Origin of the sequence: Streptomyces sp. NPDC050164 (assembly GCF_044459945.1) — a bacterium.
In the GTDB taxonomy this organism is placed as follows: domain Bacteria; phylum Actinomycetota; class Actinomycetes; order Streptomycetales; family Streptomycetaceae; genus Streptomyces; species Streptomyces coeruleorubidus_A.
Map to the genome: position 1 here is coordinate 1 of NZ_JBITJK010000032.1, position 22545 is coordinate 22545.

The window sequence follows — 22545 nt, forward strand, 5'->3', positions numbered from 1 at the left end:
CATCGACACATCACATCAACGACCACACCGACAACCAGACACCGCACGTGCCTCGTTCCAACCGATCGAGGCACGTGCGAAATCCGGGTCTAGACCGATTCAGGCGCCCCGCACCACTTGGCTCCTGCGCGGCCTGCTCAGCGGCCTTTTCGCGGGCGACGCGCACCATCTCGTCCAGCCCGTCGGCGACCTCCCGCCTTCTCTGAGGACTGGCCGATCCGCACCATCGTGTCCTTCAGCGTCGCTCCGGCCCGCGTCGACAGGGTGTGCCCTGTGTGGCGAAGGTCGTAGAACCTGAACGACTTCGGCAGGCCGACCCTCAGCCGGGGTCGTAAGACGCACGTCGAAGCACTCGGGACGAGACGGCACGACGACGGCGAGGCGGCCCCGGCGTCACGCGCCCGCGACCCTGCGCGCTGGCGGAATTCGGACCTCGCTCCTCTGTACCCGGCCATTCACAGACGAGACATACCGAGGCTGCGCACCACCTCCGCGAGGGCGCGAATGAGGTCGTTCTCGGTCTCGCTGCGCCACACCAGGGCGTACGGCAGGGCCGGCATGTCGGGGAGCGGCAGCCACCGGATGTGGGACATGGCCCAGTACTTGGTGACGTGGGCAGGGAACGTGTGGACGATCTCGCCGGTGCCGACGAGATTGATCAGGGCGTCGGGGGTGGTGACGGTGTCGACGCGTTCGATGGATCTGCCTCGGGGGGTCTGGAAGGGCAGGTACGCGTCCTCCCAGTAGTCCAGCATCTGGGGGGCCGTGGCATGCGGGAAGTCGGCGACCGCCTCCAGCGATACGGAGGATCGTTCCGCCAACTCGTGGTCGCTGGAGACGGCGAGCACGCGCGGGTCGCGGAACAGGATCGGGCCCACGGTGAGGTCGGGTTCCTCCACGGGCAGCCAGGCGACCAGGACGTCCATCTCCCCGGCGCGGAGCCGGCCGAACGGATCGACGAAGGAGGCTTGGCGCACCTGAAGCTGCCATTGGGGGTGGCGAGCCCGGAAGACTCGCCAATGGGGATGCAGATCAGGCAGGTTGAAGGGCATCATGCCGATGCGCAGCGTGGCGGTGACGCCCTGAGCTGCGAGCCGGGCCCGTTCCAAGCTCGCCAGCAGATTCGCGTACACCGGCTTCAGATCGTCTCGCAGGAGTTGGCCCAGCGGTGTCAATCGGATGTCGCGACGGCTGGAGCGGTCGAACAGCTCGCCGCCGAGGCGGCGTTCCTGCTGCTTGATCGCCTGACTCACACGCGCCTGACTCACGTGCAGCCGCGCGGCGGTACGCCCGAAGTGCAGCTCCTCTGTGAGCGTCAGAAAGATCTCGATGTCCCGTACTTCCACGATGCCCCCGCCTCGCGTCCTCACGTTCCCCGACATAACCCTCCGGTTATCGGGGCCATTCCTGATCCGGCGTTGATCACGTCCACCGCCCCGAGGGAGCCTTGAAGCCACCGGAGAGCGACGCGTCGAACGACGCCTGCTCACAGGAGATTTCACCATGCAGACGCGTATGAAGGACCTCGCTGTCGTGCTCCCGGCCGGCAAGGCGCCCTTCTTCACCGACGCCGAGCGGGCGGCGATGCGTCTGGCGGAAGCGGTCACCCGCCCCGCGGGCACCACCTGGGGGCTGAGCTGGCCGACGGGACACGGGCGCGGTCACGAGCAAGGAACGAGGACACGATGAACGACCGGCTCGACATGACCGTGATGTACGCGATGCACCACGCGCTTCGGCGCGACCTCCAGCACGTCGCCCGCATCACCTCGCGCGCCGATCGCCACCCGGGCGAGGCCCTGCGTGCCGCCGCGGGCTGGGACCTTCTCAAGGTGGCTCTGCACGTCCACCACCGCGCCGAGGACGACGCCCTGTGGCCGGCCCTGCGCGGCAACCTCACCGGGAGGCCCGACGACCTCGCCCTCCTGGAGGCGATGGAGGCCGAGCACGCGGCCCTCGACCCGCTGGTCGAAGCGCTCGACAAGGCCCTGGCGGACCCGGGAACGACGCCTAACCTGGTCGGCGACCTCGCGGACTCCCTCGTCACGGGCTTGACCGGGCACCTCGCCCACGAGGAGGAAGCCGCGCTTCCGCTCGTCCAAGAGGTCGTCACGCCGGAGCAGTGGGCCCACTTCGGCCAGGTCCACGCCCAGCGGATCGGCCCCGCCGCGCCCCGGCTCCTGCCCTGGCTCCTGGACGACGCCGACGAGAGGACGATCACGAAGATGCTGGCCCCCCTGCCCGGGCCGGCACGCCATGCCTACGAGCACCAGTGGCGGCCGGCCTACACGGCGCTCGACCCGTGGGCCGGAACCCCTGAGGCCTGACCCGGCCCTGTGGAACATCAGCACCGCCCAGGCGGCGGACGCGAACTCGGCGGGTTCTGTCCCTTCCAGCGCTGACTCGCGGATGTTCTCCCGCTCGGTCTCCCTTTGTCTCCGCCATCGCGGCGAAGAACGCGGACAGCAGCTTCCCGTGGCCGGTGGGGTCGTAGATGCCGGGCAAGGGACCGGCGGCGCCACGCCGGGGCGGGTCTTGAAGATCGAACACTGTACGCAAGGAGATTCATCATGAGACAAAGCAACAGCGGCTTCTCCGAAGCAGGGCTGCGCAGGATGCGCGACGTGCTGGCGCGGTATGTCGAGTCCGGGAAGATTCCGGGGCTGGTCGCGCTGGTCAGCCGGGGCGAGGAGACGCACGCCGAAGCGCTCGGGACGATGCGCCACGACGGCGGCCCGCCGATGCGCCGGGACACGATCTTCCGGATGGCCTCGACGTCCAAGCCGGTCGGGATGTCGGCGGCGATGATCCTTCTCGACGAGTGCAGGCTGCGGCTGGACGACCTGGTGGATCCGTGGCTGCCCGAACTCGCCGACCGTCAGGTGCTGAAGCGGATCGACGGCCCGCTGGACGACACCGTGCCAGCGCGGCGGCCCATCACCGTACGGGACGTGCTGACCTCCACGTTCGGGCTCGGCATGGATATGACGTCGCTGGGAACTCCGATCATGAACGCGGTCTTCGAGCAGGGGCTCACGCCCAATCTGCCGACGCCGATGCCCGAGCCGGACGAGTGGATGCGCCGCCTCGGCACGCTGCCGCTGATGCACCAGCCCGGAGAGCGCTGGCAGTACCACATCGCCAGCGATCTCCTGGGCGTGCTCGTCGCCAGGGTCACCGGCCAGTCGTACGAGACGTTCCTGCGCGAACGCATCTTCGACCCCCTGGGCATGAAGGACACCGGTTTCCACGTGCCCGCCGACAAGATCGACCGGCTGCCGCCCCTCTACGCCCCCGACCCGCAGAGCGGAGAGTTCCACGTGTGGGACGAGGCCAAGGGCGGCCGCCACAGCCAGCCTCCGGCGTTCCAGGGCGGCGGCGGCGGACTGAACTCCACCGCCGACGACTACCACGCCTACTTCCGAATGCTGCTCAATGGCGGGATGCACGGGACCGAGCGGATCCTGTCCCGGGCCGCCGTCAACCTGATGACCACCAACCGACTCGCGCCCGAGCAGCAAGCCGCCCGACACGCCATGGCCGTCAACAACGTCCATGTGTCCTTCGGTCAAGGGCAGCACGGCGGCTGGGGCTTCGGGATGGCGGTGCGCACCTACCGCGGCGACTACGCGCCCGTCGGCCAGTTCGGCTGGGACGGCGGAAGCGGCACCTCAACCTACGCCGACCCGGAAAACCAGATCACCGGAATCCTGCTCACCCAGGTCGGGACGTCCGTCCCGGACCCGGCGCGGCTCTTCCACGATTTCTGGACCACGGTCTACCAGGCGATCGACGACTGACACCGAGCCGGCGTCCCGGTCCCGGTACGCCCGAGGGTGAGAGATCCCCTCGGGCGACCCCGACCTGAACGATCCATATACCCCGGGCACCACAGACCGCATACCCGACCACCCTCGGCGAACCACATCCACCGTTCCACCGCAAGAGCCAGGGTGGGGCCACTTCGCCTCGCCACTACCCCTCAGTGCCCCCGAACGCCCCTCCCGCTGGAGCCATTTCGAGTCGCCTTGGTGGGGCCGCTGAACGTCGCCCTAGCCAGGCTCATGCGAAGTTCCTCGATGATGTCGTCGCGGAACGCCTCGGCGTAGAGGGAAACCCCTGGGGCGATCTGGTCTGGGCCGACGTCATCGAGCCGACTCCAGACCACGGTGCTTAACCCGCCGCACCACAAGCGCACCAGATAGAGCGGGGAGTAGCGGGGAACCACGGTCAAAGCCGCCCTGCCCGACGCCGCCATGCCCAGGGCGTTCGCCCAGGTCAGCGCCCGAACCAGCCTCAAAGATCGCAGCTTCCCAAGCTGAGATCATCAGCGCTTGGGACCGCCTCCTTCTTCACAGCGCGCAACAACGTGTGCTCAATACAGTCGTATGGACTGGACTGCACCTCTGAGCGCCATAGCCGGCGCACTCGCTGGCATCGTCGCGACGTTCGTTGTGGACCGAGACCGCTGGAAGCGTGCCCAACGAGCAGACGCGCAGACCGTTCTGCGCGAAGCCTTCGTGACCTACCTCTCTCACCTGGCCCGCGCGACAGAGAGCATGCGCTTCGCCTCAGAAGCTGCCTACGACACACCTGAAGATCGCAGGCGTGCAGTCCGTGCCGCCTTCTCAGAGTCCGGTCTGTTCGAGCAACGGTTCAGCCTGACGATGCTTGCCCCGCCTCGCGTGGTCGAGCTGGGCGTCGAAGCGTTCCGCACCGTCCGAACTCTGCGCGATCTACTCGCGGACGGCTCACACGTCACGGATGGCACCTTCCAGACCGCACAGCACACCTACTACAAGGCCGTTCAGGCCACCGCATCCGCCATGCGCCAAGAACTCGGCATCCCTGAACTACCCTTCGATCCCTTGGGGCCCAGCCACGACACCCGCACTCAGCGGCACCCCTGAGCACCACTCCAGGACGTGCCTCTGTGAGAGGAAGCCGACCTTCGGGGCAGCTCGGCGCGGCCCGGGCCCCCGTCTCAGTTCCCGTCTCATTCAGCGCCGTTCACGGCCGTTCATCAAGGACCGCGCGCTGAATTCGCCTCACGGGCCAGCCGCCCATGAACGCAGGTGAACGCCCTCAAACCGAGCCCAACACCCCACAAGCCCATCGACCTCGCGGAGGATCGTCCCGGGTGCCGATGGCGGCAGGCCATTGCGCATCTCGGCGCCCGCATCGAAGCACCGGCCGCGTGCCTGAGCGGGTGGGTTCAGAAGATCGGCGTCTGCGCTTCGATATCGGTGAGTCCTTCCTCCATGGTCAGCGACGGCAGCACGCGGACGCGGTTCCATTGGGGGAGGCGAGACTCCGTCAGCAAGCGGTCGACGTTCTCGACCTTGTCGGACTGTACGACCACGACAATCGTGTGTTCACGGTTGACGAAGGGGCCGGCCACGATCTCGACGCCTGCCTTCTGGGCGAGGTTCGGGATATCAGGGGCGCTCTGCAGCATCAGGTCGCGCGTTGTCGCGTTAGAGGTCGGACAGACTTCCGGGGTGTGGGTCGCGATCAGGACGAAATGCATCTCGAGGTCCCCTTCCACTCGCGGGCCCTTGATCTCAGCCTAAGCCGCCCCGAGGTGCTCCGCGACCGGCGATCCCGGCTCCGGCAGGCGGAGGGAGGGTTCACGCCCAGAGGTTCCGTATCGCGGATCGCATGGGTTGGTTCGAGGCACTGCGTAACGCGGTAAGCCGACGCTCATAACGGTGCTGGCTGGGCCGTCCCTGGGCCGTCCGAGGCCGCTCGGCAGTGGCCAATGACGACCAACGACGACCGCCAGGCGCACGATCCCACCGCCCCTGACCAGCAAAAGCCCAGCTCCCCAAGATCCCCGACAACGCCCAGGGCAAGAAGAAGTAGAGTTAGTGATCATGCCTCCCACCTGCGCGAATGGCGCGGATGGGAGGCATTTTTCCGCCCCGGAACCTATCTGGAACCTTAGAACTCGTAACACGATCTTGGTAGCGGGATTGGTGAGGTACGCCGGTCGCATGCGGCTGGGATGATTGCGGGCATGACACTGGACTGGTCCGGTCTGAAGCATGCTTTGGACTCGGCCCACCTGATTTGCGACGAGCGGTGCCGTGACCTGCTGCGATGCCTAACTCCCACAGGGCCTCCGGAGCCGTTGCGGTGTTGGTGCCGCGGAGTTCAGCGCAGGGACCGCCGCTCGTCTACACGACGTGCCGGCACACCCAGGAACACGTCAGGCATCGCAGGGCCATAAAGGATGTTGAACGTCTCCAGTCGATAGAACCAGGCCCCGTCACAACTGCCGACGAACCGGTAGTTGATCTGCCATTGCAGCCATTGGCCGGGAGCCAGACGAACGGCAGGTGGGCGCCGATTGCGTCGTGGCATGGCAACCATGCTCACCTCTGGCGGATCCACGCGCAGCAGCCCATCGACCTCGCGGAGGATCGTCCCGGGTGCCGATAGATCCCGCACCTGCATACGAGGCTCGAAGGAATCGGACTCCCGCATGGCGACCTCGTGGAGGGCAGAACTCAAGCCCGGAGGCAGCAAGAAGGCCGTTGGGACGGCGTTTCTGCGAGCAGCTTCAGAACCGCCGCGCGACTTCTTCGTCCACGACGTGCGCACCCGCTGCACCACAGCATCCATGGGCCTAATCATCGGGCGTGACGCCGCACTGCGGCCACAGAGTTACGTGTCGTGTCAGAACCGTGCCAGATCCGGCGGGAAACCACGGGGAACACCGGGCAACGCTTCAGCGCTAGCCCACGCGCGGTCTGGGCTCCGCCGCAGGTCATCCCAGCAACGGCTCCTAGATCACCTGAGCTTCCCAAGCTGAGGGTTCGGCCGCACAGCGCCTGAGTCCATAGAGTCACCGCGGAGGAGGGCGAGATGTCGTCTCTAGCGATCACGTGGACGTTGGGCAGTCAAGGCTGGGCCGTCGTCAAAGTGGCTGATGATCACGGCGAGGCGGAGGCCATCGCTTCTTACATTGCCGACGGACCCGAGCAGTTCCTCTACGCCGTTGCCCGGCTCGTCCTCGGTGACGAGGAAACACGCGCCGAGTTGGAGGGAGAGCCACAGGTGTACCGGTGGTTCTTCCACAGAGACGGATCTGTGGTCGACGTCCGCCTGGTCCTGGCCGACGACGCCCAAGCTCCGGACAGATCAGGGGAAGTTCTCTGGTCAGGCCGCCACACAATCACGGCACTCGCACGGTCCGCCGTCCGAGCCTTCGACCGAATCGATCACGAGCAGGGCGAAGAAACCTATGAGGCTCAATGGGGCCGGCCGTTTCCACGAACCGAACTCGAAGCTCTGCGAACCGCAATGCGGTCGCACTGACCCGGTGGACGCAGTCGACCGTCTACCCCGACATGTGGGTGGATCCGGACGACGACCCGCGGGAGACCGAGGCCGAAGTCGTCGATGAGCGCGACGTGTTGCTGGAGAACCTCCGTCACTATCGGCTCACTCTGGAAATGAAGTGCGCGGGGCTGGATGCGGAGCAGATGGCGCGGCGGTCGGCGGCGCCGTCCACGATGTCGCTGCTCGGGCTGGTGCGGCATCTGACCGAGGAGGAGCGGCACTTCCGGCGGGTGATGGCCGGGGAGGACGCACCGAAGCTGTACCGCACCGAGGAGGACCGGGACGGCGACTTCAACGGTGCGATCGCGGACCCGGCGGTCGTGGAGGCGGCGTGGCGGCAGTGGCGGGCCGAGGTGGAGCTCACCGACCGGTATCTGGCCGGTGTCACCGACCTCGCCACCCGGAACGCCGGGTACTCCGACCTCGGGCCCGAGCCTGGTGGGCAGCTTCAGCTCCGGGACGTCCTGGTGGCGCAGATCAGGGAGTACGCGCGCCACTGCGGCCACGCCGACCTGCTGCGCGAGCTGATCGACGGCCGGGTCGGGCAATGACGACGCCGTGAAGTGTCAAGTGTCCCGGGCTGCCGGCCCTCATTACTCCTCGGGTAATCGACCGCTCTTCCCCTCCCCCGGCAGGATCGGACACGTCCCCACGAAACCCGTCCGGGATCCGGTCGGCCGCAGTCGCGAGGAGAGTGCCATGTCCGTCAAGTCCAGCCCCGTGAAGCCGACTTCCGTCGCCGAGTCCACCCGGGCCGTCGTGCAGGAGTTCCTCGCCGCGCGGCTCGCCGGGGACACCGAGCGGCTCGTCGAGCTCTTCGCCGACGAGGTCGACTGGGCGCTCGCCGAGAACCCGGGTGTCCCCTGGATCCGGCCCCGGTCCACCGCCGCCGAATGTGCCGCGCAGTTCACGGAGTTGATGGAGCACACCGTGCCCGAGGACGCCCGCGCCTTTCTCGACGCCTTCCTCGTCGACGGCGCCGACGCCGTGCTCATGGGGCACTTGTCGGGGACCGTACGGGCGACGGGGAAGTCCTTCGAGGGGCCGTTCGCGCTGCGCCTCACCGTCGAGGACGGCCGGATCACCCGGCACCACCTCTACGAGAACAGCTTGTCGATCGCCGAGGCCTGCACTCCTTGAGCGGTGCGGCTGCGCCTCAGTTGTGCCGGGCCAGGCGCCAGTACTGCCGCTTCTCCTCGTCCCGTACGACCACGCCGAGCCGCAGCAGCTCACGGCGCAGCTCACGGGCGTCCTCGGCGTCGTCGTCGCTCTTGCGGGCCTGGGCGCGGGCCCTGAGCAGGGCGTCCGCGCCCTCGGGGAGACCGGGGGTGCTGGGGACCCAGCGGCGGAACTCGGCGCGGTACGGGTCCTCCTCCGCCCAGCGGTAGCCGTGCTCGACGAGGGCTTCGGCCAGGCGGGGCCAGGGCAGGCCGCAGTGCTCCCGGGCCAGTTCCATGCCGTCCGGGGCCAGCACCACGAGTTGCTTGCCGTCCCTGCACAGCACCGCGATCTCCTCGCGGATGAACTCCTGCGTGCTGTCCCTGATGGTCAGGGCCAGGTGCGTGTCGCAGACGCGGACCGACAGCGACTCGTGCACGGCGGTGAGGCCCAGCAGCAGGCCGCCGAGTGCGCCCACCGCGACCGTGCCGAGGGTGAGGGCGGGTTCCGGGATCGAGGTCAGCAGTTCGGCCGGGCCCTCCAGCGGTGCCCACGGCAGCTTCAGCAGCAAGCGGGCGAGGAGCGGGAGCACAGCGCCGATGCCGGCGCCGCAGGCCACGCAGAAAAGTGTGATCACCCAGGCCGACTCGGCCAGTTCCGTGTCCTTGCCCGTCGGCGGCACCTGCTTCTTCCCCGTCTGAACGTTTCTCGCGTCCTCCATGAGGAGAGTCTCGGCGGGCAGGGCCTGCGCTGTCGTCAGTCGTTGGTCTACGCGTCCGCGACTTTGGTCGCCGGCCACAGCCACTCCCGCCTCACGACCACGCGCCGCCTCACGGGTGCATCCGAGCCCCCTTCACCACCTTGTCCACCGCGTTCTTCGGGCCGTACACCGCGAGCCCGACCAGATCCAGATCCGCCGTCGGCACCGACCGTACGGCCGCGCGGTTGTCGCGGTCGTTGCCCGTGGCGAAGAGGTCCGACGTGAAGACCGCACGGGGCAGGGAGCGGGACAGGGCGCGGGCGTGGGCCGTGGTCAGGGTTTCCTTCGTGGCCTCGAAGACCAGGACCGGCTGGCGGAACATCGGCAGGTAGGGCACGCCGTCCGCGTCCTCGTACGGTTCGCCGATCACCTCGGGGAGCTGCGTTCCCAGGCCGCTGACCAGGAACGACGTCACGTTGAGGCGCTGCCAGGGCTCCAGGTCGGCGCGCAGCAGCACGGCGATCTTCGTGTCGAAGCGGATCGGCTCCGGAGCCGGTTCGGTGTGCGTGTTCATGATGCGAGCGTGCCCGGCGGCCCCTGCGAACGTCTTGTACGTTCTTTGCATGGCCTCACAGCCCGCCCGGATCGTCTCCGCCTGGCGGCCCGCCGTGCCCGGTGTCGTCGAGGTCTTCCACGCCCGTTTCACCGAGTACGCGTACCCGATGCACGTCCACGACGCCTGGACCCTGCTGATCGTCGACACCGGCGCCGTGCGGTACGACCTCGACCGGCACGAGCACGGCACCCCGCACGACACCGTGTCGCTGCTGCCGCCGCACGTGCCGCACAACGGCTCCCCCGTCACCCCGGAGGGCTTCCGCAAGCGGGTGCTGTATCTCGACGGGACGTATCTCGGGGACGAGTTGATCGGCGCCGCCGTCGACCGGCCCGATCTGCGCGATCCGCTGCTGCGGAAGCGCGTGGGGCAGTTGCACGGCGCGCTGGTGCGGCCCGGTGAGGAGCTGGAGGCCGAGAGCAGGCTGATGTTCGTCGGGGATCGGTTGTGCGGCCATCTGCGGGGCGAGGGGGACAAGCCCCGACCGGCGGATCCCGTCCTCGCGCGCCGGCTGCGGCAGTTGCTGGACGAGCGGGTCGTCGAGGGCATCGGGCTGCGTGAGGCCGCCGGGCTCGTGGGTGCCCATCCCGCCCATCTCGTACGGGCGTTCAGCACCGCCTACGGCATCGCCCCGCACCAGTACCTGACGTCCCTGCGCGTGGGGCGCGCCCGGCGGCTGCTCCTCGAAGGGCGCTCGCCGGGTGACGTGGCCGCGGCGACCGGGTTCTACGACCAGTCCCACCTCACCCGGCACTTCCGCAGGCTGGTGGGGGTGCCGCCCGGGCGTTACCGGGCGGGCTGAGTCAGCGCTCCGGGCGCTGTGTCAGGTGCGCGAACGCGTCCAGGTTGCGCGTCGACTCCCCGCGGGACACCCGCCACTCGTACTCCTTGCGGATCGCCGAGGCGAAGCCGACCTCCAGGAGGGTGTTGAAGCTGCCGTCCGCGGCCTGAAGGACCTGACCGAGCAGGCGGTCGATCTCGTCGGCGGTGACGGCGGACAGGGAGAGGCGGCCGGTGACGTAGACGTCGCCGTGCTGGTCGACGGCGTAACTCACGCCGTAGAGCTTGAGGTTGCGTTCCAGGAGCCAGCGGTGGACGCCCTGCTCGTTCTCGTCGGGGTGGCGGATGACGAAGGCGTTGAGCGAGAGGGAGTGGCGGCCGACGATCAGGGAGACCGTCGTCTTGAGCTTGCGGGTGCCGGGGAGCTGCGCGACGTAGGTGCCGGGCTCGGGGCTCTCCCACTCCAGGTCGGCGTCCTTCAGCACTCCCTCGATGACCTGTGCCGCACGCTGTTCCAGATCGGTTTCACCCATGCTGCGAGCGTACGCGACGGCGGTGGGCCTGCATCGCGGCCGTGTAGACGTCCGCCGTGCCGGCGGCCGCGGTGTCCCAGCCGAAGGACTGGGCGTGGCGGGCGGCCTGCCCGCCCAGCCGGGGCGACAGCTGCGGGTCGTCGGCGAAATCGCGCAGCACGCGCGCGTAGTCGGCGGGATCGTGGCCGCGTACGAGGAAGCCTGTGTGGCCGTCGCGCACGGCGACCGGCAGGCCGCCGACCGCTGCCGCCAGCACCGGGGTGCCCGCCGCCTGCGCCTCTATGGCGACCAGGCCGAACGACTCGCTGTAGGAGGGCATGACCAGGACGGAAGCGGCGCGGAACCAGTCCGCCAGCTGGTCCTGGCCGACCGGCGGGTGGAACCGTACGACGTCCGCGATGCCGAGGCGTGCGGCCAGCTTCTGCAGGCCCTCGGGCTTGGCGAGGCCACTGCCGCTGGGGCCGCCGACGACGGGGACGAGGACGCGCGAGCGCAGCTCCGGGCGCTCGTCGAGGAGGACGGCGACGGCGCGCAGCAGCACGTCGGGGGCCTTCAGGGGCTGAATGCGGCCCGCGAAGAGCGGGATCAGCGCGTCCTGGGGCAGGCCGAGACGGGCCCGGGCGGCGGTGCGGCCGTCGGCGGGCGAGAAGCGGCTGAGGTTCACGCCCGGGTGGACGACGGCGACCTTGTCGGTGTCGGCCGCGTAGTGCCGTACCAGTTCGTCGGCCTCTTCGGTGGTGTTGGCGATGAGGCGGTCGGCGGCGGCGACGATCTGGGTCTCGCCGATGACGCGGGCGGCCGGTTCGGGGGTGTCGCCGTCGGCCAGGTTGGCGTTCTTGACCTTGGCCATGGTGTGCATGGCGTGCACGAGGGGAGCGCCCCAGCGCTGGGCGGCGAGCCAGCCGACGTGGCCGGAGAGCCAGTAGTGGGAGTGGACCAGGTCGTAGTAACCGGGGCGGTGGCCGGCCCAGGCCTGCATCACGCCGTGGGTGAAGGCGCACAGCTGGGCGGGGAGGTCCTCCTTGTTGAGGCCCTCGTAGGGGCCGGCATCGACGTGCCGGACGAGGACGCCGGGGGCCAGCTCGACGGTCGGCGGGAGGGCGGCCGCGGTCGCGCGCGTGAAGATCTCGACCTCGATGTTGATCGCGGCCAGGCGCTGCGCCAGCTCCACGATGTAGACGTTCATGCCGCCGGCGTCGCCGGTGCCCGGCTGGTGGAGCGGGGAGGTGTGCACGGAGAGCATGGCCACCCGGCGGGGCCTGCGGTGCAGCCGGAGGCGCGCGGGCGCGGCGGCGGAGCGCCGCCCGAGCCTGCCGATGTACTGGCTCACGTGGCGTTCCTCCTCGCTCCGGGCATGCCTGGGCAGGGCGGACGTGCCCTCCAGGGGGCTCCAACGCCGGAGGGGCAAATTCCATTTCCTGATTCGCGAGTTTTACCGAATCATTACCGCTTCCCGCTCAACCGCTCGAGACGCGCGGGCTCCCGCATCCACCGAGTCCGGGAGCGCGACAGGCAGCTGAACGCGATCGGAAATCGCAGGTAGGACGCGCTGTCTGCGCAGTGAAAAGGCTGACGAATCCGGCTCTGCGGACAACCGGGCGCATGCCTCACAGGTCACACCATGCGAAAGCATCCGCCACCCCTCACGGAGGTTATGCAATGCCCTCTCGCCTCGTCAGCCGCCGCCTGTTACGCACCTCATCGGTTCTGGCGTCGGTTCTCGGCATAGGTCTGGCCGTTCCGATCGCCGTGGCCGGCCCGGCCGGTGCCGCGGAGCCGACCGCCACCGCCGCGGTGAACGAGTACGGCTGGCACCTCACCTACACGGCCGCCCCCGGGCAGGCCAACAAGGTGACCATCACCCAGGCCTTCACCGGCGACCGCTCTCGGTTCACCTATGTGATCGACGACGTCGTCCCGATCAGCGCCGGCACCGGTTGCAGCCACCCCGACAGCGCGGACACCACCAAGATCTCCTGCACGGTCGAGGCCCCCGAGAGCCAGTCCCCTCTCAACTCCATGGAGATGGACCTCGCCGACGGCGCCGACATCGCCTCCTTCCACAACGCCACCGACCAGGTCTACTACTTCAACAGGGTCGAGCTGGGCGACGGCAACGACAAGTGGACCGGCGCCACCGGCGACCGAGTCGACGGCAGTTCCGCCCTGGGCGGGGCGGGCGACGACATCATCAGGGTGGGCGCGCTGGGATACGCCGGCGGCGGTGACGGCGACGACACCCTCCACGCCGGCATCGACGGCGAGATCGTGGACGGCGGCGCGGGCGACGATGTCCTCCGCGGCGGCGCGGGCGACCAGGTCATGCGAGCCGACGACGGTGACGACACGGTCCACGGCGGGGCCGGCGACGACGAGATGTACGGCGGCAGGGGCAACGACATCCTGCACGGGAACGGCGGCGCCGACCGGATCTGGGGGAACAGCGGCGACGACGAGCTGTACGGCGGGCCGGGCGCGGACACGCTCTCCGGGGGCCCGGGCAAGAACATCGTCCGCCAGGACTGACAGCGACGGCATCGTCCGCCAGGACCGACGCTTCTCACCGTCCGGGGAACCGCGCTGTTCCCCGGACGGCCCACCGATGAGTTTCCACCTCCCCCGGCGTCGGAAGTACCGGTGACGACGAGCGAGAAGAGAGTGGTGCGTGATGAAGCTGGTGGTGCAGGAGTTCCTGTCGCTCGACGGTGTCTCCCAGGGGCCCGGCGCCCCGGACGAGGACACCAGCGACGGTTTCGAGCGGGGCGGCTGGTTCGTGCCGTATCTGGACGAGGAGTTCGAGCGGCTGGCCGGCAGCTGGCTCGGCGAGGCGGACGCGTTGCTGTTCGGGCGCCGCACGTACCAGAACTTCGCCCGGGACTGGCTGGCGATGACCGACCATCCCCTCGCCCGGATCATGAACGGCCTGCCGAAGTACGTCGCCTCCCACACCCTGACCACGGCCGGCTGGGACCCGACCACGATCCTGTCCGGCGACGTCCCCGCCCAGGTGGCGGAGCTGAAGCGGCAGCCCGGCCGGGAACTCCAGATCCACGGCAGCGCCCGGCTCGCCCAGTCCCTGCTGGCCGCCGGCCTGATCGACACGCTGCGGCTCGTGATCGCCCCGGTCGTGGTCGGCCAGGGCCGCCGCCTCTTCCCGGACAGCGGCGCACCGGCCGGGCTGCGGCCGGCCGGCCACCGGACGACGCCGGGCGGTCTGTCGGTGCATGTGTTCGAGTCGGCGGGGGTTCCGGTGTTCGGGACGTACGGGGGCGGGAGCGGGTCCGGGGCCGGGTCCTGAGGAGCCGTTCAACCCTGGGGCCGTTCACCTCTGGGGGCCGCTTAACCTCGTACGCATGACATCCCGCGCGGCGACCCTCCCCCACTCTCGGCTTCGCTCGAGCGGGGGGACCCCCATCCTGGGAACGGTGACGCGCGGGACGACCAACCCCAACCGTCTGCGCCGTATGGACCGCTGGATCGCGGCCACGCACGGCGCCGAACTGCGCCGTGCCGCCGATCCCGTGGCGGTCGACCTCGGGTACGGCGCCGCCCCCTGGACGGCCGTCGAGCTGCTGCACCGCCTCCGTACGGTCGCGCCACGCGCGCGCGTGGTGGGTGTCGAGATCGAGCCGGCCCGGGTCGCGGCGGCACTGCCCTACGAGCGGACGGGGCTCGTCTTCCGGCACGGCGGCTTCGAGATCCCGATCCCGCAGCGGCCCCTGCTGGTCCGGGCGGCGAACGTGCTGCGGCAGTACGAGGAGGGCGAGGTCGCGGCCGTCTGGCACCGACTGTGCGGGCGGCTCGCGCCGGCCGATCCCGCGACCGGTGCACGCGGCGGGCTGCTGGTCGAGGGGACCTGCGACGAGATCGGACGCCGGCACGTGTGGGTCGCGCTCGGCCCGGAGGGACCGCGCACGGTCACCTTCGCGACCCGGCTCGGCTCCCTGGAACGCCCCTCGGACCTGGCCGAACGCCTGCCGAAGGCGCTCATCCACCGCAACGTCCCGGGCGAGCCGGTGCACGCCTTCCTGCGCGACTTCGACCGCGCCTGGGCGGCCGCCGCGCCCTACGCGTCCTACGGCGCCCGCCAGCGCTGGATCCGGGCGGTACGGCACCTGACCGCCGACTGGCCGGTGGCTGACGGGCCGGTGCGGTGGCGGCAGGGCGAAGTGACGGTGCGGTGGGAGGCGTTGGCGCCGCGGGGCTGAATCCCCCTGGCCCGCCCCGGGTCGGCCCGACCTGGCCCGACCCGGCCCGCCGGGAACGATCACTTTGAGTCGTTCGTCACACAGACGGGGAGATCTCATGCCGGGGGCATACCGGGGCGGGGACCGCGGGAAGTACTACCCCTGTCGCTTCGCGCGCCGACGTGGCAGCATCCCCGGGCGAGCCGGACGTTACTGACGGTTAATCAGTTTGGGGGCTGAAGTATGGGAACGGGCAAGCGTGGCCTGATCGCGACGGCGGTGACCGTGGTCTGCGCGGTCACCGTGCTGGCGGCACCGGGCACGGCGTTCGCGAGCCCCAGTCCCACACCCACCCCCAGCGCGGGCCCCACACTCGCGCCCGGCAAGGACCTGGAGGCCGTACGCAAGAAGCTCGACACGCTCTACCGCGCCGCGGCCCGCGCCACCGACGAGTACAACGCCGCCGAGGAGAAGGCGGACAAGCAGTCCGCCGAGATCGTCAAGCTGGCCAAGAAGATCGTCAAGGGCCAGGAGAAGCTGGAGAAGCTGCAGGACCGCGCGGGCGCCTCGGCCGCCGCCCAGTACCGCGGCGGCGGACTGCCGCCCGAGGCCCATCTGATGCTGAGCGACGATCCGCAGGAGTTCCTCGACGGGGCGGGCCGGGTGCGCCAGGGCCAGCACGCGGCCAAGGGCCTGATCGGCGAACTGACCCGCACCCAGGAGGACTTGAAGCAGTACGCGCAGGACGCCTCCGCCCAGTGGAAGAAACTGGAGGCGGGCCGCAAGGCCAAGGCCGCCGCACAGAAGAAGATCGAGAAGCAGATCGCGCTGGCGGAGAAGCTCGAGTCCGAGCTCCAGAAGGAGGAGCAGGAGCGCCTCGCCGAGCTGGAGAAGGAGGCGGCCCACAAGGCGCAGACCGCCTGGCTCGACTCCGGCATCCTCGACGAGATCAGCACAAAGGCCTCCGAGCAGGGCAAGAAGGCCGTCGCGTACGCCACGGCGCAGATCGGCAAGCGGTACCAGTGGGGCGCCGAGGGCCCGAGGACCTACGACTGCTCCGGCCTGACCTCACAGGCCTGGATATCCGCCGGACAGGGCATTCCGCGCACGTCGCAGGAGCAGTGGAAGCAGTTGCGGCACATCGACATCCAGGACATGCGACCCGGCGACCTCATCATCTACTTCGACGACGCCAGCCATGTCGCGATGTACGTCGGCGACGGGGCGATCGTGCACGCGCCGCGGCCCGGGCGGACGGTGACCATCGCTGGGGCGGGGACGATGCCCATCCTCGGGGTGGTACGGCCGGACGCGGACGCCGGCACCGACTGAGCGGAACCGACACCGGCCGGGCGGGTCTCGGCACAGCACCGGACGCCGGATATCGGACAACAGGTCGCAGTCCCCCTGCCGGTGACCTGGCGCACGTAACCCAGCCCACCCCGCCCCCGCCGCCAAACCGCGTGCCGACGTGACGTTCGTCATCCCCACAGCATCCCGGCGGTGTCCAACTGCGGGGCATATCGCGGCATATGACACTGGCCGATGGCGCAGCGGCGTGGCTCACACCATTCCAATGCGGCGCCGACACCCGCTATGGTCCCGGTCGGTGGGTCGAGGTCCCTCGCCCCCGCCGTGCCCTCGGGGGGAGGGAAGGAACCCAAGACGATGCCCGTACCCATACCGCGGCAGAGAGCGATCCCGGCCGTGGAGAGTGGTCAGGCGCAGGCCGAGTCCCCGTGCGACGGCCCCGCCGAGCAGTCCGTCACGGACGCCTCGACAGCGGCCCCGCGCACGCCGGACACCACCGGGAACACCACGGACCAAGCTGGGAGCACCAGGGACAAGGCCGGGAACACCAGGGACAAGGTGGAGAACAACACCGCCCACAGCAACCTGACCCTGCTGCTGATCGAGGACGACCCGGCCGGTTCGCCGATCGTGCCCGACATGCTCGACCAGGCAGGCAAGCCGATCCGCGTCCGCACGGCCCGCAACCTGACCGAGGCCGGGCGGCTGCTGACCGACGACGTCCACTGCATCCTGCTGGACCTCGCGTTGCCGGCTCCGGGCCGCAGCCACGCCGATGACGAGCTCGCCGTGCTCAAGCACGTGCTGGAGCTCGCGCCCCGGCATGCCGTCCTGGCGCTGACCGCCTCGGGCGACGCCGAGCGCGGCGCTGAGGCGGTGCGCGTGGGCGCCCAGGACTATCTCTTCCGCGACGAGCTGGACGGCCGGCTGCTGAGCCGGGCGATCCGCTACGCGGTGGAGCGCAAGCGCTCCGAGTCGGCCGAGCGCCGGCTCGCCGAGGGCAAGCTGCGGGCCCAGGAGAACCGCCGTCTGGAGCGCGGTCTGCTGCCGACCCCGCTGCTGGACGGCTCCCCGCTCCGGTTCGCCGCCCGCTACCGCCCGGGCCGCTCGCGCGCCCTGCTCGGCGGCGACTTCTACGACGTCGTACGCACGCCCGACGGCACCGTGCACGCCATGATCGGTGACGTCTGCGGTCACGGCCCGGACGAGGCCGCCCTGGGCGTGGAGCTGCGGATCGCGTGGCGCGCGCTGACGCTGGCGGGCCTGTGCGGGGACCAGCTGCTGGGCACGCTCCAGCAGGTGCTGGAGCACGAGCGGGCCGACGACGAGATCTTCGCGACCCTGTGCACGGTGGACATCGCGCCGGACGGCCGCCGCGCCGGCCTGTGCCTGGCGGGCCACCCCTCGCCGCTGCTGGCCCGCCCGGGCAAACCGGCCCGCCTGCTGCCGTACGACAACAACGGGCCGGCCCTCGGGCTGCTGCCGGGTGCCCGCTGGCCTCGTATGCAGGTGGAGCTGGGCGCCGAGTGGAGCCTGATGCTCTACACCGACGGCCTGATCGAGGGCCATGTCGGCGAGGGCCGGGAGCGGCTCGGCCAGGACGGCATGACTCAGATGGTGCGCCGCCAGATCGCCGAGGGACTGCGGGGCGAGCAGCTGCTGAGGGCGGCGGTGAACGAGGTGCGCGATCTCAACGGTGGCGAGCTGACGGACGACGTGGCGGTACTGCTGCTGGACCGGGTGCCGTAGCCCCGGCTCCAGTGTTGTCAGGGGGGCTTACCGGCCGCCGTTCCAGGGGCCGTACGGACCGTCGCTGCTGGAGCCGCGCCGGCTGCGGCCGCCGCCGGGGAGCGCCCGGATGGCGGGCCGGACGTCGACCATGTACACGATCGTCGCGATGAGCCCGATGATCGGCAGGAACGACAGGATCGGGAAGAGCAGGTTCACCACGAAGGCGAGCCCGAGGATGATCAGCCAGAACGGCTTGGTCTTCTTGTCGGCGGCGCGGTAGGCGTCCTCCCGGCGTACAGCCGCGTCGATCAACGCGAAGCCGCTGAAAACGATCAGGGCCATGCTCAGAAGCCACATCAACCCTGCGAAGCCCTGCATCAGCACTACGTCCACCACCTGACTCGGCTCGTCCCTACGCGGTCACCGTACCCGTACAACGGGCCGGACACCCCCAGGGTGCCCGGCTCGCTCGGTCGTGCTCCGCCCTTGGCCGTCCTACTTGACCGGCGGGGTGGTCTTCTTGGCGGTGGTCTTGCGCACCGGGGCCTTCTTGGCGGGGGCCTTCTTCGCCGGGGCGGTCGTGGCACCGGCGGGCTTCGCCGGCTCCTCCTTGACCTCGACCGGCTCGGCCTTCGGCTCGACGGCCACGGCCAGCTCCTCCACGCCCTCGGCGACGTCCTCGATGCCCTCGGCGGCCTCGCCGCGCCAGGTCCGCACGGCCTGCTCGCCGTGCTCGGCGACCTTCTCGTAGGTCTCCCGGGCCTTGACGGCGTACTCGGCGGCCACGCCGACGCTGCGCAGCGCGATGTCCTGGGCGGTCTCGCCGATCTTCTTCAGGTCCGCGTCGATCGTGCTGCCGAGCTTCTTGATGTCGACGTCGATGGAGCCGATGAACTCCGTGACCTTGTTCTGGAGGGTCTCCTGCGTCTCCTTGACGCGGGTGGTGGCCTCCTTGGCCCGGGCGGAGGCCTTCTCCTGGACGGCCTGGGTGTCGGTGTTGCGTACGGCCTCGATCCGCGCGGGGGCCTCGGAGCGCAGCTGCTCCACCAGGGCCGGCACCTTCTTGGCCTGCTGAAGGGCGAGGTCGGCGGTGCCTGCGGCGAAGTAGAGCGGGGTCGGGTCGCTGAGGGTCTTGCGCAGGTCGTCGGTGATGGCCATGGTGATGGTCCTCCCGGATTCTGTTTCGCTTGAGGGTTCGGCTGAGGGTGGTGTGATCCGCGGCAGTACGGCCGGTGCCCTGGTCCGGCTCAGCCGGCCGTCTGCTGCGGGTCGGTGTCACTGCCGCCGGTGTCCTTGCGGGCCCGGCGGGCGGCTGACGTACCGCCGTTGCCCTTACGGGCACGACGGGCGGGCGACGGTGACGTACCGCTGTCGTCCTTGTCGTCCTTGCGCGTACGGCGAGTGGCCGGCGGTGACGCGGACGCAGCGCCGTCGCTGTCGCGGGTGCGGCGCTCGGCGGGCCTGCCGCCGTCGGCCGTGCGGGTTCGTCGTATCCCGGTGCCGCCGTCCGGAGCGTCCCCGTCCCTGTCCGCCTCGCCTTCGGCGACCACGAGGTCGACGACCGCGGAGCCATCGCCGGTCCCGAACCCGTTCTCCTTGCGGAAGGACTCGTAGATCTGCAACAGCACCTGTTTCTGCCGCTCGTTCAGCGTCGGGTCCGCGAGGATGACGGCACGCGTCTCGACCTCGTCCCGGTCCCGCTCTGCGTCGAGGATTCCGGCCCGGACGTACAGCGTCTCGGCGGAGATCCGCAGGGCCCTGGCGACCTGCTGCAACACCTCCGCGCTCGGCTTGCGCAGCCCGCGCTCGATCTGGCTCAGGTACGGATTGGACACCCCGGCGGCGTCGGCGAGCTGCCGCAGCGACAGCTGCGCGTTGCGCCGCTGTTCGCGCAGGTAGTCACCGAGATTGCCGACGTTGAGCGATGCCATGGCTCCACAGTGCCGCACCGCGCTAACTATTGCAAGCACCCGCTTGCAAAAGTGCGCCACGCCACGCACCGCGGGGCGCGTCACGCAAACTGCCCGTTCCCGCGGCCCGCGCAGCGCTAGCGTGGGGTCCCGTGATCGTATGGATCAACGGCACCCACGGCGCGGGCAAGACGACGACCGGTGCACTCGTGCAGCGGCTGACCCCGGATTCACGGGTGTTCGACGCCGAGAAGGTCGGCGAGACGCTCATGGACATCAAGCCGGGGCTGCCCGGGACGGACAACTTCCAGCACTGGCCGCCGTGGCGGCCGCTCGTGGTCGAGACCGCCCGCCGCGTACTCGACTACACCGGCGGCACTCTGGTGATGCCCATGACGGTCCTGGTCGAGCAGTACTGGCGCGAGATCAGCACGGGCCTCGCCCGACACGACATCCCGGTGCGGCACTTCGTCCTGCACGCCGACCAGGACACCCTCCGCGGGCGCATCCTGGGGGACACCGTTCTCGGCCCCTCCCCCTTCCGTCTCAAGTACCTCGAGCCCTACGCCGAGGCGGCCCGCACCTGGCTGCACAGCGAGGCCGAGGTCGTCGACACCACGCACCTCACGCCCGCCCAGGCCGCCCAGCGGATCGCACAGGCCGTCAAGGGCTGACGATCAGTGCAGTCCCTGGGCACGTCCTGGCCGGGCCGGCAGGCTTGGAAGTGACCGACCGGCCCCCTTGGAAGTGACCGGTCCTCAAAACCGTTCGACGAGCCGGGCCCTGCCCAGTCATGATCCGCACTCGTGACGACTTCACAGCAGCCCCTCGTCCGGGCCGCCGCCCGTAACAACGCCGAGTGGTGTGCGGCGATGTGCCGGGCGCACGGGGTGGCGGGGGAGTTCGGGAGCGAGGCGTGGGCCGCCGCGGGGCGGGCGCCGCTCTTCTACCCCGACGCCGTGACGCTGGAGCCGGGCGCCGACCCGGACGCGCTCGTGGCACGGATCGACAGGGGCTCGCCCGGCGCCTCGGTCAAGGACAGCTTCGCCGATCTCGATCTGACCGGGGCCGGTTTCCGGGCGCTCTTCGAGGCACAGTGGATCCACCGTCCGGCGGGTGCGGACGCGCTCGCCCGCCCGCCGGAGCCGGCGGATCTCGCGTGGGACGTGGTGGGCGGTCCGGACACGCTGCGGGCCTGGGCGCTGGCCTGGGACGGCGGCGCCGGGCACGCCGGCCTCTTCCGGGACGGGCTGCTCGACGACCCGGAGACCTTCCTGATCCTCGGGCGGTCCGATGACGGGCGAGTCGTCGCGGGAGCGGTGGCCGGCCGTGGCGAGCACGTGGTCGGCGTCTCCAACGTCTTCGGGCGGGACGGCGGACCCGGCGCGGCCTGGCCGCTCGTGCTGCACGCGCTCGACTGGCTCTTCCCCACCCTGCCCGTGGTCGGCTACGAGAGCGGCGACGATCTGGAGACCGCCGTCCGGCACGGATTCGAGCCGGTCGGTCCGTTGCGGGTGTGGCTGCACGGCGGGTAGCGGAGGCGGGGCCCGGGTCCGCTACCGCGGCTTGTACGCCAGGAACGTGCCGGTCTGCCTCTTGGTCCCCTCCTCCGGCTCCTGCACCACACGCGTCGTGACGACCAGCCCGGCCCGGTGGAGCAGTTCGGCGATCCGGTCCGGCGGCAGCAGGTACGACTCGTAGGACACCGGGTGGTCGCCGTAGGCGTGCGTCGGGCGCAGGTGCTCGCCGTGGCCCACCGGGCCCGCCAGCATCAGCCGGCCGCCGGGCGCGAGGGTGCGGTGGAACTCGGCGTACACGGTCGGCAGCCACTGCGGCGGGGTGTGGTGGGTGGCGTAGTACGCCAGGATGCCGCCGAGTTCGCCGCTGCCGATCTCCAGCGCGGTCATCGAGCCGACGGTGAAGCGCAGATCCGGGTACGCGGCCCGGGCCACTTCGACCATCTCCGGCGACACGTCCACGCCGAACACCGGCACTCCCAGCGCGGCCAGGTGTGCCGTCACCTTGCCCGGGCCGCAGCCCAGGTCGGCCACCGGCCCGGGGTGCGGCGGCCGTACGAGCTCGGCGAAGGCGACCAGCATCGCGCGCGATACCGGGTCCAGCTCGGCCGGCTGCTTGACGAGTCGGGCGTACTCGGCGGCGACGGTGTCGTAGGACTGTCGGACGGCGGCGACGTGGGAGGGTTCGGTCATGCCGTGAAGCTAGACGACGCCGCTGACAGGGCTGGGCCGTCACGCCGGGCGAGTACGTGCTG

At 70.2% G+C, this 22545-nt stretch carries 26 protein-coding genes and 1 pseudogene; 15 read left to right on the forward strand and 12 right to left on the reverse strand.

The features are described from left to right. Window positions 1-121: 121 nt before the first annotated feature. Window positions 122-332 (reverse strand): annotated as a pseudogene (locus tag ACIBNA_RS32315) (site-specific integrase); the annotation flags it as partial. 123 nt (window positions 333-455) lie between these two features. Beyond that, window positions 456-1346 (reverse strand): LysR family transcriptional regulator, encoded by an 891-nt coding sequence (locus tag ACIBNA_RS32320; protein WP_399168725.1) that lies wholly within the window; start codon window positions 1344-1346, stop codon window positions 456-458. 157 nt (window positions 1347-1503) lie between these two features. Between ACIBNA_RS32320 and ACIBNA_RS32325 the strand changes: the two genes are divergently transcribed. The 4 genes from ACIBNA_RS32325 to ACIBNA_RS32340 all read left to right on the forward strand — a co-directional run bounded on the left by ACIBNA_RS32325 (window position 1504) and on the right by ACIBNA_RS32340 (window position 4910). Further along, entirely contained in the window at window positions 1504-1689 is a 186-nt protein-coding gene (locus ACIBNA_RS32325) for a hypothetical protein (protein WP_399168727.1), read from the forward strand. Continuing rightward, the gene (locus tag ACIBNA_RS32330; protein ID WP_399168728.1) at window positions 1686-2327 is read left to right on the forward strand and encodes a hemerythrin domain-containing protein; all 642 of its coding nucleotides are present in this window, start codon (window positions 1686-1688) and stop codon (window positions 2325-2327) included. Before ACIBNA_RS32325 ends, ACIBNA_RS32330 begins: the two co-directional genes overlap by 4 nt. A gap of 243 nt (window positions 2328-2570) precedes the next feature. Then, a complete protein-coding gene (locus ACIBNA_RS32335; RefSeq protein ID WP_399168729.1) occupies window positions 2571-3800 on the forward strand; it encodes a serine hydrolase domain-containing protein in 1230 nt (409 codons plus the stop codon). A gap of 588 nt (window positions 3801-4388) precedes the next feature. After that, entirely contained in the window at window positions 4389-4910 is a 522-nt protein-coding gene (locus ACIBNA_RS32340; RefSeq protein WP_399168730.1) for a hypothetical protein, read from the forward strand. 305 nt (window positions 4911-5215) lie between these two features. Here the strand turns inward: ACIBNA_RS32340 and ACIBNA_RS32345 are convergent, their stop codons facing one another. Further along, window positions 5216-5530, reverse strand: a complete 315-nt coding sequence (locus ACIBNA_RS32345) for a hypothetical protein (RefSeq protein WP_399168731.1) — start codon at window positions 5528-5530, stop codon at window positions 5216-5218. Between the two features lie 626 nt (window positions 5531-6156). Beyond that, on the reverse strand, window positions 6157-6627 hold the full coding sequence (locus ACIBNA_RS32350) for a hypothetical protein (protein ID WP_399168733.1): 471 nt from the start codon (window positions 6625-6627) through the stop codon (window positions 6157-6159). 243 nt (window positions 6628-6870) lie between these two features. Here ACIBNA_RS32350 and ACIBNA_RS32355 point away from each other — a divergent pair, with 243 nt between their 5' ends. The 3 genes from ACIBNA_RS32355 to ACIBNA_RS32365 all read left to right on the forward strand — a co-directional run bounded on the left by ACIBNA_RS32355 (window position 6871) and on the right by ACIBNA_RS32365 (window position 8487). Beyond that, on the forward strand, window positions 6871-7323 hold the full coding sequence (locus ACIBNA_RS32355) for a hypothetical protein (RefSeq protein WP_399168734.1): 453 nt from the start codon (window positions 6871-6873) through the stop codon (window positions 7321-7323). 32 nt (window positions 7324-7355) lie between these two features. Further along, entirely contained in the window at window positions 7356-7898 is a 543-nt protein-coding gene (locus tag ACIBNA_RS32360) for a DinB family protein (RefSeq protein ID WP_399168735.1), read from the forward strand. A gap of 148 nt (window positions 7899-8046) precedes the next feature. After that, the gene (locus tag ACIBNA_RS32365) at window positions 8047-8487 is read left to right on the forward strand and encodes a nuclear transport factor 2 family protein (protein ID WP_399168736.1); all 441 of its coding nucleotides are present in this window, start codon (window positions 8047-8049) and stop codon (window positions 8485-8487) included. A gap of 16 nt (window positions 8488-8503) precedes the next feature. On the opposite strand, the gene ACIBNA_RS32370 is transcribed toward ACIBNA_RS32365, so the two are convergent. Both ACIBNA_RS32370 and ACIBNA_RS32375 read right to left on the reverse strand, forming a co-directional pair. Further along, the gene (locus ACIBNA_RS32370) at window positions 8504-9226 is read right to left on the reverse strand and encodes a hypothetical protein (protein ID WP_399168737.1); all 723 of its coding nucleotides are present in this window, start codon (window positions 9224-9226) and stop codon (window positions 8504-8506) included. A gap of 109 nt (window positions 9227-9335) precedes the next feature. Further along, a complete protein-coding gene (locus ACIBNA_RS32375) occupies window positions 9336-9779 on the reverse strand; it encodes a DUF2000 family protein (RefSeq protein WP_399168738.1) in 444 nt (147 codons plus the stop codon). A gap of 49 nt (window positions 9780-9828) precedes the next feature. On the opposite strand from ACIBNA_RS32375, the gene ACIBNA_RS32380 reads away from it, so the two are divergent. Further along, complete coding sequence (locus ACIBNA_RS32380) at window positions 9829-10623, forward strand: AraC family transcriptional regulator (RefSeq protein ID WP_399168739.1); 795 nt, start codon at window positions 9829-9831, stop codon at window positions 10621-10623. A 1-nt stretch (window position 10624) separates the two neighbouring features. Here ACIBNA_RS32380 and ACIBNA_RS32385 read toward each other — a convergent pair whose 3' ends face one another. After that, window positions 10625-11134 carry a YbjN domain-containing protein gene (locus ACIBNA_RS32385; RefSeq protein WP_399168740.1) on the reverse strand — a complete coding sequence of 170 codons (510 nt, stop codon included), beginning with the start codon at window positions 11132-11134 and terminating at the stop codon, window positions 10625-10627. After that, the gene (gene mshA / locus ACIBNA_RS32390) at window positions 11127-12464 is read right to left on the reverse strand and encodes a D-inositol-3-phosphate glycosyltransferase (protein ID WP_399168741.1); all 1338 of its coding nucleotides are present in this window, start codon (window positions 12462-12464) and stop codon (window positions 11127-11129) included. The genes ACIBNA_RS32385 and mshA overlap by 8 nt, the downstream gene beginning before the upstream one ends. A 329-nt stretch (window positions 12465-12793) precedes the next feature. On the opposite strand from mshA, the gene ACIBNA_RS32395 reads away from it, so the two are divergent. The 5 genes from ACIBNA_RS32395 to ACIBNA_RS32415 all read left to right on the forward strand — a co-directional run bounded on the left by ACIBNA_RS32395 (window position 12794) and on the right by ACIBNA_RS32415 (window position 18381). After that, window positions 12794-13660, forward strand: coding sequence for a calcium-binding protein (locus ACIBNA_RS32395; RefSeq protein WP_399168742.1), 867 nt, complete (start codon window positions 12794-12796; stop codon window positions 13658-13660). 142 nt (window positions 13661-13802) lie between these two features. Then, window positions 13803-14432: a dihydrofolate reductase family protein gene (locus tag ACIBNA_RS32400; protein WP_399168842.1), complete on the forward strand. Its 630-nt coding sequence runs from the start codon at window positions 13803-13805 to the stop codon at window positions 14430-14432. Between the two features lie 118 nt (window positions 14433-14550). Next, window positions 14551-15342 carry a class I SAM-dependent methyltransferase gene (locus ACIBNA_RS32405; RefSeq protein ID WP_399168843.1) on the forward strand — a complete coding sequence of 264 codons (792 nt, stop codon included), beginning with the start codon at window positions 14551-14553 and terminating at the stop codon, window positions 15340-15342. A 222-nt stretch (window positions 15343-15564) separates the two neighbouring features. Then, window positions 15565-16653, forward strand: coding sequence for an NlpC/P60 family protein (locus ACIBNA_RS32410; protein WP_399168743.1), 1089 nt, complete (start codon window positions 15565-15567; stop codon window positions 16651-16653). 336 nt (window positions 16654-16989) lie between these two features. Next, the gene (locus ACIBNA_RS32415) at window positions 16990-18381 is read left to right on the forward strand and encodes a PP2C family protein-serine/threonine phosphatase (protein ID WP_399168744.1); all 1392 of its coding nucleotides are present in this window, start codon (window positions 16990-16992) and stop codon (window positions 18379-18381) included. A 27-nt stretch (window positions 18382-18408) separates the two neighbouring features. Here ACIBNA_RS32415 and ACIBNA_RS32420 read toward each other — a convergent pair whose 3' ends face one another. The 3 genes from ACIBNA_RS32420 to ACIBNA_RS32430 all read right to left on the reverse strand — a co-directional run bounded on the left by ACIBNA_RS32420 (window position 18409) and on the right by ACIBNA_RS32430 (window position 20294). After that, on the reverse strand, window positions 18409-18741 hold the full coding sequence (locus tag ACIBNA_RS32420) for a DUF2516 family protein (protein ID WP_190053800.1): 333 nt from the start codon (window positions 18739-18741) through the stop codon (window positions 18409-18411). Between the two features lie 117 nt (window positions 18742-18858). Next, window positions 18859-19521, reverse strand: a complete 663-nt coding sequence (locus tag ACIBNA_RS32425) for a hypothetical protein (RefSeq protein WP_399168745.1) — start codon at window positions 19519-19521, stop codon at window positions 18859-18861. An 89-nt stretch (window positions 19522-19610) separates the two neighbouring features. Further along, window positions 19611-20294 carry a helix-turn-helix domain-containing protein gene (locus ACIBNA_RS32430; protein WP_399168747.1) on the reverse strand — a complete coding sequence of 228 codons (684 nt, stop codon included), beginning with the start codon at window positions 20292-20294 and terminating at the stop codon, window positions 19611-19613. 131 nt (window positions 20295-20425) lie between these two features. On the opposite strand from ACIBNA_RS32430, the gene ACIBNA_RS32435 reads away from it, so the two are divergent. Next, window positions 20426-20947, forward strand: a complete 522-nt coding sequence (locus ACIBNA_RS32435) for an ATP-binding protein (protein WP_399168748.1) — start codon at window positions 20426-20428, stop codon at window positions 20945-20947. A gap of 132 nt (window positions 20948-21079) precedes the next feature. Beyond that, entirely contained in the window at window positions 21080-21808 is a 729-nt protein-coding gene (locus tag ACIBNA_RS32440) for a hypothetical protein (protein WP_399168749.1), read from the forward strand. Window positions 21809-21829: 21 nt separating this feature from the next. Here the strand turns inward: ACIBNA_RS32440 and ACIBNA_RS32445 are convergent, their stop codons facing one another. Continuing rightward, window positions 21830-22483, reverse strand: a complete 654-nt coding sequence (locus tag ACIBNA_RS32445; protein WP_399168750.1) for a class I SAM-dependent methyltransferase — start codon at window positions 22481-22483, stop codon at window positions 21830-21832. Between the last annotated feature and the right edge of the window lie 62 nt (window positions 22484-22545).